The 13,100-nt window shown below is 43.6% G+C and carries 11 protein-coding genes and 2 tRNA genes; 6 read left to right on the top strand and 7 right to left on the bottom strand.

Going from position 1 to position 13,100, the window contains the following annotated elements; translation table 11 throughout:
* Positions 1 to 5: 5 nt before the first annotated feature.
* Both nusA and rimP read right to left on the bottom strand, forming a co-directional pair.
* Positions 6 to 1,502 (bottom strand): transcription termination factor NusA, encoded by a 1,497-nt coding sequence (nusA, locus tag ACOJRU_RS10330; RefSeq protein ID WP_421131668.1) that lies wholly within the window; start codon positions 1,500 to 1,502, stop codon positions 6 to 8.
* A gap of 45 nt (positions 1,503 to 1,547) precedes the next feature.
* Positions 1,548 to 2,006, bottom strand: coding sequence for a ribosome maturation factor RimP (gene rimP / locus ACOJRU_RS10335; protein WP_421131669.1), 459 nt, complete (start codon positions 2,004 to 2,006; stop codon positions 1,548 to 1,550).
* Positions 2,007 to 2,621: 615 nt separating this feature from the next.
* On the opposite strand from rimP, the gene ACOJRU_RS10340 reads away from it, so the two are divergent.
* The gene (locus ACOJRU_RS10340; RefSeq protein WP_421131670.1) at positions 2,622 to 3,959 is read left to right on the top strand and encodes a serine hydrolase domain-containing protein; all 1,338 of its coding nucleotides are present in this window, start codon (positions 2,622 to 2,624) and stop codon (positions 3,957 to 3,959) included.
* A 196-nt stretch (positions 3,960 to 4,155) separates the two neighbouring features.
* Here the strand turns inward: ACOJRU_RS10340 and ACOJRU_RS10345 are convergent.
* From ACOJRU_RS10345 to ACOJRU_RS10360, 4 genes are all read right to left on the bottom strand, one after another.
* A tRNA-Met gene (locus ACOJRU_RS10345) sits at positions 4,156 to 4,232 on the bottom strand.
* A gap of 62 nt (positions 4,233 to 4,294) precedes the next feature.
* Positions 4,295 to 4,371, bottom strand: a tRNA-Met gene (locus tag ACOJRU_RS10350).
* 233 nt (positions 4,372 to 4,604) lie between these two features.
* On the bottom strand, positions 4,605 to 4,910 hold the full coding sequence (locus ACOJRU_RS10355) for a 4a-hydroxytetrahydrobiopterin dehydratase (protein WP_421131671.1): 306 nt from the start codon (positions 4,908 to 4,910) through the stop codon (positions 4,605 to 4,607).
* Positions 4,911 to 5,068: 158 nt separating this feature from the next.
* Entirely contained in the window at positions 5,069 to 7,774 is a 2,706-nt protein-coding gene (locus ACOJRU_RS10360; RefSeq protein ID WP_421131672.1) for a TonB-dependent receptor, read from the bottom strand.
* Positions 7,775 to 8,167: 393 nt separating this feature from the next.
* Here ACOJRU_RS10360 and ACOJRU_RS10365 point away from each other — a divergent pair, with 393 nt between their 5' ends.
* On the top strand, positions 8,168 to 9,205 hold the full coding sequence (locus ACOJRU_RS10365; RefSeq protein WP_421131673.1) for a mechanosensitive ion channel family protein: 1,038 nt from the start codon (positions 8,168 to 8,170) through the stop codon (positions 9,203 to 9,205).
* A 30-nt stretch (positions 9,206 to 9,235) separates the two neighbouring features.
* The gene (locus ACOJRU_RS10370; RefSeq protein WP_421131674.1) at positions 9,236 to 9,403 is read left to right on the top strand and encodes an entericidin A/B family lipoprotein; all 168 of its coding nucleotides are present in this window, start codon (positions 9,236 to 9,238) and stop codon (positions 9,401 to 9,403) included.
* Positions 9,404 to 9,460: 57 nt separating this feature from the next.
* Here ACOJRU_RS10370 and ACOJRU_RS10375 read toward each other — a convergent pair whose 3' ends face one another.
* The gene (locus tag ACOJRU_RS10375; protein WP_421131675.1) at positions 9,461 to 9,907 is read right to left on the bottom strand and encodes a MaoC/PaaZ C-terminal domain-containing protein; all 447 of its coding nucleotides are present in this window, start codon (positions 9,905 to 9,907) and stop codon (positions 9,461 to 9,463) included.
* Between the two features lie 188 nt (positions 9,908 to 10,095).
* On the opposite strand from ACOJRU_RS10375, the gene ACOJRU_RS10380 reads away from it, so the two are divergent.
* The 3 genes from ACOJRU_RS10380 to ACOJRU_RS10390 all read left to right on the top strand — a co-directional run bounded on the left by ACOJRU_RS10380 (position 10,096) and on the right by ACOJRU_RS10390 (position 13,048).
* Positions 10,096 to 10,998 (top strand): LysR family transcriptional regulator, encoded by a 903-nt coding sequence (locus ACOJRU_RS10380; protein ID WP_421131676.1) that lies wholly within the window; start codon positions 10,096 to 10,098, stop codon positions 10,996 to 10,998.
* 455 nt (positions 10,999 to 11,453) lie between these two features.
* Positions 11,454 to 11,852 (top strand): DUF3718 domain-containing protein, encoded by a 399-nt coding sequence (locus tag ACOJRU_RS10385; protein WP_421131678.1) that lies wholly within the window; start codon positions 11,454 to 11,456, stop codon positions 11,850 to 11,852.
* Between the two features lie 266 nt (positions 11,853 to 12,118).
* Complete coding sequence (locus tag ACOJRU_RS10390; RefSeq protein ID WP_421131677.1) at positions 12,119 to 13,048, top strand: transposase; 930 nt, start codon at positions 12,119 to 12,121, stop codon at positions 13,046 to 13,048.
* Positions 13,049 to 13,100: the final 52 nt, after the last annotated feature.

Here is a 13,100-nt window from a genome sequence, read left to right on the forward strand (position 1 = left end):
TGACCTTATTCTTCTTCACTAAACCAAACCACATTACGCGCTGCCATGATAAGGGCGCCGGCTTGTTCTTCGTTTAGTTCTTCAATATCACTAATTTCATCTGTGCCTTGCTCTGCCAGTGCTTCAAGGTCAGTAATGCCGCGGCTGGCCAACACATAGGCCACGTGCTTACTCATTCCTTCAAGGCCTAGTAAGGCTTCGGTGGGCTCTGCGCCCTCAAGCGTTTCTTCGTTTGCTAATGCACGTGTTGTTAAGAATGCACGTGCACGTCCACGCAACTCTTCAACGGTTTCTTCGTCCAAACCGTCAACAGCAAGAAGTTCGCTTACTGGCACATAGGCCACTTCTTCCAAGGTAGTAAACCCTTCATCTACCAATACCGAAGCAAATTCTTCATCGATATCTAAACCGGTAGTAAATACGTTTAATACTTTCGCGTTTTCTTCCTCGTGTTTCTTGTTGAGATCTTCAACCGTCATCACATTTAATTCCCAGCCAGTCAATTGGCTAGCTAAACGAACATTTTGACCACTGCGACCAATGGCTTGTGCCAAGTTATCTTGCTCAACAGCCACTTCCATCATATGACTGTCTTCATCAACAACGATTGAAGCAACTTCAGCCGGCGCCATTGCGTTAATAACGAACTGTGCTGGGTTTTCGTCCCACAATACGATATCAACACGCTCTCCGCCTAATTCACCCGAAACTGCCTGTACGCGAGAACCTCGCATACCAACACAAGCACCCACTGGGTCAAGACGCTTATCGTTAGTTTTAACAGCGATTTTAGCGCGTGAACCTGGGTCGCGAGCAGCCGACTTAATTTCTAGCGTTTCTTCCGCAATCTCTGGCACTTCTAAACGGAAAAGCTCTACAAGCATGTCTGGATGTGTACGGCTAATAAATAGCTGTGCACCACGTGCTTCAGGGCGAATAACGTAAAGAAGACCACGTACACGGTCACCTGGACGGAACGTTTCGCGTGGCAACATGTCGTCTCGGTAAATAACGCCTTCAGCGTTGTTACCTAAGTCAATAATGATATTGTCACGGTTCACTTTCTTCACTGTGCCCGTTACCAACTCACCCACTCTGTCTTCGTACTCAGCAATCATTTGAGCACGTTCAGCTTCACGTACTTTCTGTACGATAACTTGTTTCGCAGTCTGTGTAGTAATACGGTCGAACGCGATAGACTCTATCTGCTCTTCAACAAAATCACCTAACTCAATCTCTGGCTCATCAATTTGTGCCGCTGAAATGGTAATTTCAGCAAAAGGATTTTCTTGCACTTGATCGTCAGGAATTACCTGCCAACGACGGAACGTATCGAACTCGCCCGACTCTCTGTCAATGCTTACTCGTACTTCAATGTCGCCTTCATTTTTCTTTTTAGTTGCACTTGCAATTGCAAACTCTAGCGCTTCAAAAATCTTTTCTCTAGGCACTTGTTTTTCATTTGAAACGGCTTCCGCCACTAACAAAATTTCTTTATTCATTTTCGCCTCACTCAAGCTTTCCTCGATGAAAGCATTGCTGTTCCATCAGTCAAACGTGGGAACAACGTTACCTTTTTCGATATTCGCCACAGCTAACTGGAACTGCTGGCCATCCACTTCAATACTAACCATGCCGTTCTCGACAGCTAGTACCTTGCCTTTAAAATTACGACGCTCGTCCATCGGCATTGATAGACGAACCTGAACAATTTCACCAACCGACTGTTCGTAGTGTTTTTCTTTGAAAAGCGGCCTGTCCATACCAGGTGACGACACTTCCAGATTATATTCGGTGCTTATCGGATCTTCTACGTCCAATATTGCGCTAGCTTGGTGACTTACATCAGCACAATTATCAACGGTTATACCGTCTTCGTGATCAATAAACACACGGAGAATCGAGTGTTTCCCCGCTCTTACAAACTCGACGCCAACTAACTCAAAACCTAAGGCCTCAACACCCGGCGTTAGCATGTCCGTTAGTTTTTCTTCAAGTTTTGCCAATCCAAACCTCCAAAAACGAAAAAAGGGCCTAAAGCCCACCTGTCATCACCTAGGTCAGCAAGGCTAACTCTAGGTTTTAATACAACAAAAAGCCCCGTACTAGCGGGGCTTTTTATTAAAATTCTGAACCCATACCTACCATGTAGGCAGTTGCAAACTTATGGGTAAAGCCACCAACAGGTGACAGCTTGCTAATGAATGAAAGCGTTACTTTCCTAAACATAGAGGGAGCCCGCTTCCATCACGTGTTGGTCATAGTATACTTTCTGGCGACACATTAAGCAACAGGGGTTTTCTATTAAGCCCCAATAGGCCCATTAAACTCGCGCTATCACTACGCTTTTATTTTTTGTATTCGAGGGCATTGCCCACACTTCCCAATAAACCGAATACAAAATGAATAGGTTGTGCATACACGTTCGTTGATAGTGTTCTAAACTTTATTATAAATAAAGTGAAACGCTAACAACGAATATCCCTGCTAAAGAATATAACCGTAACAGCGTTCCAATAGAACAAGACAAACACCTTTATTTACGTTACGTACATTTGTAATGTATCGCAGCGACAATTGCCGTGCTAAATAAGGTTCAGTCATACTAGGAAAATTACACTATGCTTATCCCCATTCGTAATGTAATCGGTGTCTTATTTGTTCACGCGCTACTGTATAGCTATCTGAATATAGCTGTTGCGGATACGTTAAGCGCTGCGAAGTCAGACCCTAAAGTAATGGGCTGGATGCAGGGCTTTCCGCCCAAAAATGAGAAATTGATTACGCAACCAGACTCAAACTATTTTAGCTTTCCTAAATTACGATGGTCTGTTTGTCATTTACGAGAGTTTTTACCCACCAAAGAAATAAGCCGAGGCCTTAACGCCCCTATTCCGTTGAACTATGTTTCGCCGGTTGAGTTCGCAAATTTAAGACAAAGTATAGACGCGCTAGCGTTCACGCCAATGCAAAGCAACCAGCTAATAACCTGGGAGCAATCGCTTTATGAAAATTATACTGATGGCATGCTTATTATTCACAAAAACGAAGTGGTTTATGAACGGTACTTTGGCTGTCTGCAAGAGGATGGTAAACATGCTGCAATGTCGATGACCAAATCAATTACTGGCCTGCTGGCTGAAATACTGATTGCGAATAATCAACTGGACGACAAGGCTTTAGTAAAAAGCATTATTCCCGAAATTGGCGCGAGTGCATTTGCTGATGCAACCGTAAGACAAGTCATGGACATGACAACCGGTGTAAAATATTCTGAAAACTACGCCGACCCCAATGCAGATATATGGAAATACTCAGCCGCTGCAAGCCCTCTTCCTAAGCCGGCCGATTACGTAGGTCCGAACGGTTATTGGGAGTACCTTCAGCACGTTAAGCCTGATGGAAAGCATGGTGACGCGTTTCACTATAAAACGATAAACTCAGATATGCTTGGATGGATAGTTAGCCGTGTTGCTGGCAAATCGATTTCTCAACTCACGTCGGAAGTATTGTGGCAGCCAATGGGCGCTGAACAAAGTGCATATCAAACCATTGACGGCAAGGGTGTGCCGTTCGCGGGCGGCGGTATAACAGCAGGGTTACGTGATTTAGGCAGAATAGGCTTACTTATGCTTAATAAAGGCAAGCTCCACGGTATGCAACTATTTTCGCCCGAGGTAGTAAAGACTATTCAAAAAGGAGGAAGCCGTAAGAAATTTGGTGATGGTTTCCCAACACTTGACGGCGCCACCTATAAAAGCCAATGGTGGGTTTTACATAACGCGCATCACGCGTTTGCTGCGAGAGGTGTTCACGGTCAAACTATCTACGTTGATCCAACCGCTAACATGGTGATCGTAAGGTTTGCATCTTATCCAAAAGCCCAAAATGGGTATATTGACCCAACCTCTTTACCAGCCTACAACGCAGTAGCCAAATACTTAATGGCACATCGATAACGCGCTTTTTTGGGCGTTGGGACAACAATTAGTAGTGTGTCGTGTATTTATTGGTTGCGTATGTTTTGCAGGAAAAGTAAATAATGCAGAGAAAGGAACGACGTTGATCTAGTTACCATGAGGGGCTTAAAGCGAAGCGTTGATTCTTACCATTACGCCAAACAAAAAAGCCCCAGCTAATGCTGAGGCTTGAATGTGGTTGCGGGAGCAGGATTTGAACCTACGACCTTCGGGTTATGAGCCCGACGAGCTACCAGACTGCTCCATCCCGCGTCTGAACTGTTGCTAACTTATGCTTTAAACACAAGCCAATAAAATTCTAACGCTATTTTCTGTGGTTGCGGGAGCAGGATTTGAACCTACGACCTTCGGGTTATGAGCCCGACGAGCTACCAGACTGCTCCATCCCGCGCCAGAAAATTACTGTTTACTGAGAAGTTGTTGTTCTCCCCTTCAACGTGGGGCGTATTATACATATGGACTTTGCTAACACAAGCGATGATTGACGAAATATTTCATTTTATTGACTGTTTGCAGGTTTATTGGCCAACCTGCTTACAATAACAGCAATTATTCCCTATTTTGCCCACCACAACGGTAGAAGAAGTCTCTTAAAACGTGAAGCACTTTGCTAAGCAACGTTGTTTATGGCTTAAATTTTTCCATTTTATCTGCAAATTTAAAATCTAATTCACTTAATCCACCCACATCATGAGTGGTTAATGTTACTTCTACTTTATTATAGACATTAAACCATTCTGGATGGTGATTAAGCTTTTCTGCCCAAATAGCCATTTGTGACATCCATCCAAACGCCCTGATAAAACTTTTAAACATAAAAGTTTTCTTTATTACGTTACCCTCAAGCGCCCATTTATCCTCCCCAGTTAATGATTCATTTAACTGAGAAAGTTTTAATTCGATTTCTTCGTTAGTTAGTTTGGTAGTCATGGTATCCCCTTTTTCACTATTTAATGTATTTCACTGTATCGAAGATTACGTAGAAGGTCAGCTCTAGTGCATAAACAAGAAAAGTGTTGCGGTGAGAAATGTTTACAAAAAAAAGGCCAGCATATGCTGGCCTTTGTATGGGTTTACCTTGAGGTTATTTAAAACTCAACCGCAAGTCTTGCGTACACTTGACGACCGCGCGGATCATGTACTTTTGAATCGAAACCACTGTTAGTGAACAAACGCGGTGGATCTCTATCAAATAAGTTAATACCACCCACTGTAAGTACGTAACTCTGTTGAGTTTCAAACATAGCACCTAGGTCGATATTATACTGAGCATCTACCGTTACGTGATTATCAACTTCATAGAACCCGTCAGCACATCCAGTAACATTGGCTGTACCATCAGCACAGTTTTGGTCGTCATCATAGGAAGAGATATAACGAACAAATACATTTGCTGCGTGAATATCATTTCTCCATGCCACACCTAAGTTCATTCTTAACTCTGGTGACGATGTACCGATATTATTGAAGTTTCTGCGCCCTGCTCCATCGATAGAACCTGCTTGAGGGTCTGACAGATCGTACTTCGTAATATACGTAGCATTCAATGTTGGCGTGAAGTTACCCAGTTCGGTTTCCATTTTGTAACTGGTCACGAAATCAACACCCGAGGTTTCAAGCGAACTCGCGTTTACATAGGTATTGTTGATTTGTAGTACAGGGCCTGTTAGCGGGTCGCCTGCACGGATTACGCGGTCAGGATCAGTAGGACCAGCGTTAAGCACCGCTTGTGCATTCTCTTGAATGATTAGGTCTTCGAACTCGAAGTTCCAGTAATCTAGCTCAATAGATAAATCTCTAAACGGCTCATAAGAGAAACCTACGTTGTAAGCGGTTGACTCTTCTGGTTTTAAGTCTTCATTACCTGATGTTCTTACTGCCACAAAAGCAACTGCACCTTGCACAGGATCAAGAAGTTGTTGAAGCGTAGTCGCCCCACCTTCTGCTAAGAACACAGTTGGCGCTCTGAACGACGTTGAAATTGAACCACGTAGTGAAAATTCATCAGTGGCACGATAAGAAACGGCTAACTTAGGATCTACCGTGCTACCAATTGTACCGCCGTAATCTTCATAACGAAGTGCTAACTGAACGTCTAAGTCGTCATTAATAGGTAATGCAAGCTCACCAAACGCCGCCCAAACATCTTGGCTACCGTCTATATCTGGGTTACCAATTACGAAAGTGAAACTGTCTTGGTTAGACAATGGATCGTAATCCATAGACAGCTGCTGTTCTCTATACTGAACACCCAATGCTAATGCTGCAAAGCCGCCCCCCATCTCAAAAACGTCAAACGAAGTGAACGCTTCAAATACTTCTAGGTCAGATTTCGAGTCAATAACTTGCTTGGCCGTAAACGAGTCAACCACATACTGTGAATTTGGTGCAGAACTATAAGATGTAGAGAACGGGTTAAAGAACTCACATGGACCAGCACCAGGGCTTCCCGTTACCGGATTACAATCTGAACCACCAAACCCTAATAACGCAAGCTGGAACTCTGTGTTTAACACGTCAGGAACTTGGAACAAGAAGTCGTTGACTGCTCGCGTATAGCTAACTTCCCAGAAGCCTGAATCGGTTACGCCCTGAAGATTCGTACTGAATCTAAAGGTGTCAGATTCGGTATTCGCCGGGTCGCCGTCAAAACCATTACCTTCTGCACGTCCGAAGAAAGCAACGCCTGTTCCAAACGGGTTCTGTGGATGGTAATCAGGTACAATAGGTGACGTTAAGATTGGGAAACTTGGCGCGCCGCCACGTTGTGCACGGTTTCTCGCCATGCCAATTTCAGCCGTCCACGTAATGTCGTTATCAAACTCATAGTTCGCACTGACATACGTGTTTATTCTGCTTTCGTCGGCAACATACGAGTAGAATTTACCGAAATCGAAGCCACAGAAACCCACTTCTAAGCCAGGGATGGTGCCGCTAGGTGCGCGCAAATCTGGTGTACCACCTTGCTCTTCACATCCATAAGGGTCAATGATTGGTAACGCACCTACACCTGGGATATTAAGGAAGTATGAACCAGGGTTACCCAATGCGCTTGTGTCATCTTGAGGTCGACTTAAGCGTCGATCGCTTAGGAAAAGTGGTGAACGATTGGTATAGCTAATCGCGGCCATAACGTTACCGTTATCACCCGACGCTCCCCACAAACCTTGCAGAATGTATTCTTTGTTGTTGCCATGCGCACCGTCTTGATAATCAACGGTTACCATCGCACCATCATAGTTGCGTTTTGTAATGAAGTTAACCACACCTGCAACGGCATCAGAACCATAAAGTGCAGAGGCACCATCTTTTACCACTTCCATTCTATCGATGGCTATCATTGGTACAAGAGAGCTTGTGTCTACGAAGTTTAGACCTTGGTTAGTCGGCTGTGCGGTAACAACTTGGCGTTTGTTATTAAGAAGCACAAGTGTAGATGCAACACCTAAGCCTCGAAGGTTAATGTTTGACGTACCGGCTGTAGCATTCTGAGTGAATGCATCGGGATTATTCTCAGCGCCGGTGTTTATCGTTAGCGTCTGCGTGATGTCGGCAATATTCTTTGCACCAATAGAGTCTATGGCGACACTATCAACGACGGCGAGTGGTGATGGAGATTCAAAGTTCTCACTGCGGCGAACAAAACTACCCGTAACGAGAATTAACTCAACATCTTTTTTCTTTGCTTCTTCTTGCGAATCTTCGGCTTCTTGCGCAAATGCAGAAAACGTTGAACACAATAACGCAGAACTTACAAAAGCTGCGACTGCGGTTTTACGTGTATTAAATTTCATAGTGTGATTCCAAATCTGGGCGCATCACTACCGGCTTAACCCTTACTTTCCGCTAGCAAATTGCTGTACGATTTCTCATTGTTATGTTAGCAAGCCTACAAATTAAGCTCACAACTTCATGTTATGCTTGAAAAACCAGTTTGTAAATTTATTGTGAACAATATGTTTACATTAATTTTACATATGGTCAGACCAGATAGACGTTTGACTGACTCATTCTGGTGAAAAAACAGTCTGTATTCTTTTCCTAGTCATGTAATTCTTTCTCAAAAAACACCGCAACACTTAAAGAATAAAATAAAAAACACATAAAAATCATTAATTTAAAAATTTATTGATAGGTACAATTCTTGAAGGTACTGACTTATTGTGTAGCAAAATAGTGTGTAGTGAATGAAAATCCCGAAAGTCGAAGATGCTTATGAACTTTTAAGTGGCAAATTAGAAAGTTGGATGGAAGGTGCGATTAAGTTACTTCCAAATATCGTTGTTGCATTCCTAATTGCAATAGCGTTTGGTATCGCTGCCAAAATAATTGGCAACCTTGCTGGCGCAGTAATGCGTAAAACGTTTGAGTCTAGACAAATTGCTAGCTTGCTTACGTCAATCATTAAGGCACTAATACTTCTCGTGGGTATTTTTATAGCGCTCGACTTTGTTGGACTAAAAGGTACGGTTACGTCGCTTTTAGCTGGCGCAGGTATTGTGGGCCTTGCTATTGGTTTTGCGTTTCAAGATATGACAGAAAACTTTATCGCAGGTGTGGCGATGGGTATTAGAAAACCCTTCGAAATTGGCGATGTGGTAAAAGCAGAGGGCGTGTTTGGCGTGGTTCAGGAGATAAACCTACGAAACACACTAGTAGAAACGTTCTACGGCCAGCAAGAAGTTATTCCCAATAAAATTCTATTTCGAAATATCCTCACTAACTATTCAACACTGGGTCACCGACGAATTGAAGTTCCTGTAGGCATTTCGTATGCGGATGATATTGAAAAAGCGGCGAGTTTAATAACCGACGCAATGAATGAGAAGTCGTACGTTATCAAACAAGACGAAACCGCCGTATATGCAGCGTCGTTTGGTGACTCTAGCATCAATCTCTTATTGTGGTTCTGGATCCAGTACCCTGGTGAGCCTGGTTTCATGCAGGTTCGACACGATGCAGTGTGTACCGTTAAGCGCGTATTGGATGAAAACGATGTACTTATTCCGTTCCCAATCAGAACACTAGATTTTAATGCGAAAGGCGGCGAGAAACTAAATAGTATGATTAGCGAGCGCAGCGCAAGCAGCAAAGACAGTTCAGATAAAGACACCCACACATCCGAACAAAGTAATACCCAATCAAATAGCGGCGCTAAGCAAGACAGTCACAGTGGAGACAAGACAATGTCTAGCGATGCAAGTGAAACAGGTAACGACGAATAACACCGATTTTTAACAACAAGGAAAATGTATATGCTTAATTTAATTGATTCAAAAAAACTTCGTAACGCGTTTAATGCGATGATGTTAGCAGGCCTTTTGGGGTTCGTGGGAGGTTGCGCTACGATTGAAGGCGCAGGTGAAGACATCCAAAGTGCTGGTGAGGCGGTTGAAGAAGGCGCTGAAGAAGCATCTAATTAATACTTTATATAAAAGGTATACACAAAAAAGCCGACGAAATGTCGGCTTTTTCATTTATCAAGCGAGTACAGCTAACATCAAGAAGGTGCCTACAAGGGCCGGGTTACCAGACGATTTCAATAAACACTGTGCTTCAACACGATAGAGCTTACCTTGCGGCTTATCAACAACATCAACAACCTCGAATTGATATTTTATACTATCCCCACTTTTCACGGGTTCTAGAAAACGAAGTTTATCAATACCATAATTTATGGTTGATGCAATTCTATCGGATGGCGCTATAACCCCTGCAAACGCCTTGGGCATAAGTGATGCGGTTAAAAATCCATGAGCAATGGTTGTCTTAAATGGACTCTCTGCTTCACATCTAGCCTGATCCAAATGAATCCACTGATGATCACCCGTTGCCTCTGCAAATTGATTTATCATTGGCTGAGTCACCTCAATCCAATCTTTTTGGGACAATGTATCGCCCTTATTTAAGTCGATGAGTGCCTTCATTTGCGTTTCCTTAGTAGCGTTGCTTGTTGTCAATGTACTATCAACCTGTTGAATAATTCAATTAACTTTTAATAATAGGTATTTATAAACAGTTTTGTTACACTAGCGTAAATATTTCGTTTAAATATGTGCCGTAACGCATTCGGCACTAGGTTTTCATACTGACACTCGTCAGACAAGGAATGCATATGAATTTGAATAGAATCGACCTGAATTTGTTCGCTGTATTCGACGCGATATACACCGCCGGCAGTTTAACTAAAGCTGCCGACGTACTGTGCATAACACAACCTGCGGTTAGTAACTCGCTAGCCCGGCTTAGAGAAATGTTGAATGATCCCTTGTTTGTTAGAACGGGACATAGCATGACACCCACCCCTGTGGCCCAGAATATTATTGTTCCAGCCAGACAAGCATTAGCTCTTCTGCGTAAAAGTGTGCAAGAGAGCCATACATTCGACCCGTTGACTGCGGAAAAAGCATTTAATTTCGCCAGCCGAGATCTTTTGGAGGCTAGCATTATGCCTAGGCTAGTTGCCAGGCTTCAAAACCTTGCGCCCAATATCGGTTTAACAAATTATGAAATACCGCGAAGCCAAGTGGTTTCTGCAATGGCCGCAGGCACGTTAGACTTTTTCGCTGATGCTTCAACGTTTACCGACCCTCATTTGTGTAAAGAGATAATCGCAAGAGACCGATTTGTTGTGCTTGCACGCAAAAACCATCCCGCTCTTAAAAATGGCTTAGATTTGGAAACGTTTTTACGCCTTGGTCACATTAATGTGTCGCAAAGAAAGTCTGGTGCAGGCCCCATTGATGTCGCATTGGATAAAATGGGGAAACGTAGGAAAGAAGTGATGCGCGGACAACACTTTCTTACCGTACCGAGTACTATTGTTAAAACAGACCTTATTGCCTGTTTACCATTTCATCTTGCGAAGCATTATGATTTGGCTATTTATGAAATGCCTTTTGATTTACCCCCAGTGGAGTATTACCTGTATTGGCATGTAAGCGCCGATCATGATTATGCCCATATGTGGATGAGAGAACAGATTATGGAAGTTTCAAGCCACTTTAAATCGCATTAACGTTGATTCTTGAACACCGAAAGAACCAGGCAATACGCCTGGTTTTTTTGTTTTAAGCAAGATGAACATATAAAGATGTAGACACGCACATAAAAACATAGACACCCACTCTTTCTTTCCAATTTTACGCAATGTTATCTATCACATTGCGATAGACACCCTCCGCCATTGTGACGCCAAACTTATACGTATCCACATAAAAACATAGACACCCACTCTTTCTTTCCAATTTTACGCAATGTTATCTATCACATTGCGATAGACACCCTCCGCCATTGTGACGCCAAACTTATACGTATCAGCATGTTATCTTTCATTACACCGGCCACCGCCCCCCCTTTAACGTATTATTTTCTATACCTCGTTATTACCCAGTATGTTTTTCAACCTCCTCGATTGCGCTTTAATACAACCCGAACAGACAAATGAAACCTTTAACCGAAGAGAATTTAACCATGTTGAAAATTGTTAAAACTTCACTAGTAATCGCCGCTTCTACTCTAGCTTTTTCTAACGCAGCACAAGCGAACGACGTAAACGAAGCCCTTGCCAACATCTGCACGATTGTACAAGCCGATGATAAAGGCGAACTTCGTAAGAAAATGCGTAGCGTGCAATCTGACTACAAACTTAAGCTTCGCGATTACTACAGCGCTATCTCATGTAACGGCCAAAGCCTTATTCGTACGGCTTTAACCAGCAATGCTGTTGAAGTAGGCACACTATTAGTTAAAAAGATGCCAAGCAAAGATTTAAAATCGCCTGAAGCAGACGGTAAAACCCTTCAAGCGTGGATTGCAGAGCAAGGCCTAGACGCTAACCCTATCGCGTCTGAGTTAAACGGTCGCATCTAAGCACCTTATTTCACATACCATGTGATACCTTTTCAACATGGTCGCGGCGCATGCCGCACTGGTGGCCCCTTCATGGGGCCACGCCCTTTTCTGGTGTATTGCTTCGCTCAACGTGAAACCCTTGTCTTAGGTTGAGACACCCACGCATTTCCAACTTCCAACACACGCCAAAACTCACCCCTTGTTCAGTACCTTTATGCTTCGCGTCTTGGCACGATGGTTTTACTACTATTAGTTTATTACTCGTCAATAATGGATATGCCGGTATGCCTCGTCCCAGAAAATCACTTATTTGCTTGCAAGATACGCCCTACTACCATTGCGTATCACGTTGCGTTCGTCGCGCTTTTTTATGTGGGAAGGACCATTTCAGCGGTAAAAGCTTTGAGCATCGTCGACAGTGGGTTGAAAACCGGTTGCTTCGCTTAGCCAAAGTGTTTGCTATTGACGTGTGTGCTTACGCAGTCATGAGTAACCACACGCATGTTGTCCTTCGCGTTGACAGAGATGAAGCCCTGTCATGGACAACCGAGGCGGTCTTAACACGCTGGCATTTGCTACATAAAGGCACACAGCTTACCCGTGACTATATGCAGCCTCAGCGACGGGCGGTGATGTCAGAAGTTCACATTCAGTCGGTAATGGCAACGGTCGCGGTATATCGTCAGCGGCTCTATGACATCAGTTGGTTTATGCGTCTTTTAAATGAATACATTGCACGCCAAGCTAATAAGGAAGATGAATGTACCGGCCGCTTTTGGGAAGGACGCTTTAAGTCCCAAGCGCTATTAGATGAAGCTGCCGTCATGGCTTGTATGGCGTATGTCGATTTAAACCCGCTTCGCGCAGGCATCGCCACCACACCAAAAGCATCCGCGTTCACGAGTATTCAGCGACGTATTAAGGCAGCAAACAACAATGAACAACCGCGGTGTTTATTTCCGTTTCTGGGTAACAAAAGCAACGCCGTCGACGGGTTACCATTTTCTCTTTATGACTACCTGGCACTGATTGAGGACACGGCAAGGCAACTGCGTATAGGTCATTGCGAGCGTATCGACGTCAGTCACTCCCCTATCACGATACACTCCGGCTTATCGCCCAATCAATGGCACGCCATGGTGCAAGGCATAGAAACACAATTTTCAACTACCGTAAGTGTATCGCTTGCTGCGCGTCGGTGTCATAACAAGTAAACAGTATTATTTCACCATTCACATGCTTACTTCTTCATGAAAACGTAAGCTA

The organism is Alteromonas algae (assembly GCF_049117195.1).
In the GTDB taxonomy this organism is placed as follows: domain Bacteria; phylum Pseudomonadota; class Gammaproteobacteria; order Enterobacterales; family Alteromonadaceae; genus Alteromonas.

Coding starts and splice junctions, on each gene's coding strand:
- ACOJRU_RS10340 (WP_421131670.1), top strand. CDS start 2,622: ATGCTTATCCCCATTCGTAATGTAATCGGTGTCTTATTTGTTCACGCG.
- nusA (WP_421131668.1), bottom strand. CDS start 1,502: ATGAATAAAGAAATTTTGTTAGTGGCGGAAGCCGTTTCAAATGAAAAA.
- ACOJRU_RS10380 (WP_421131676.1), top strand. CDS start 10,096: ATGAATTTGAATAGAATCGACCTGAATTTGTTCGCTGTATTCGACGCG.
- ACOJRU_RS10365 (WP_421131673.1), top strand. CDS start 8,168: ATGAAAATCCCGAAAGTCGAAGATGCTTATGAACTTTTAAGTGGCAAA.
- ACOJRU_RS10360 (WP_421131672.1), bottom strand. CDS start 7,774: ATGAAATTTAATACACGTAAAACCGCAGTCGCAGCTTTTGTAAGTTCT.
- ACOJRU_RS10390 (WP_421131677.1), top strand. CDS start 12,119: ATGCCTCGTCCCAGAAAATCACTTATTTGCTTGCAAGATACGCCCTAC.
- ACOJRU_RS10370 (WP_421131674.1), top strand. CDS start 9,236: ATGCTTAATTTAATTGATTCAAAAAAACTTCGTAACGCGTTTAATGCG.
- ACOJRU_RS10355 (WP_421131671.1), bottom strand. CDS start 4,910: ATGACTACCAAACTAACTAACGAAGAAATCGAATTAAAACTTTCTCAG.
- ACOJRU_RS10375 (WP_421131675.1), bottom strand. CDS start 9,907: ATGAAGGCACTCATCGACTTAAATAAGGGCGATACATTGTCCCAAAAA.
- ACOJRU_RS10385 (WP_421131678.1), top strand. CDS start 11,454: ATGTTGAAAATTGTTAAAACTTCACTAGTAATCGCCGCTTCTACTCTA.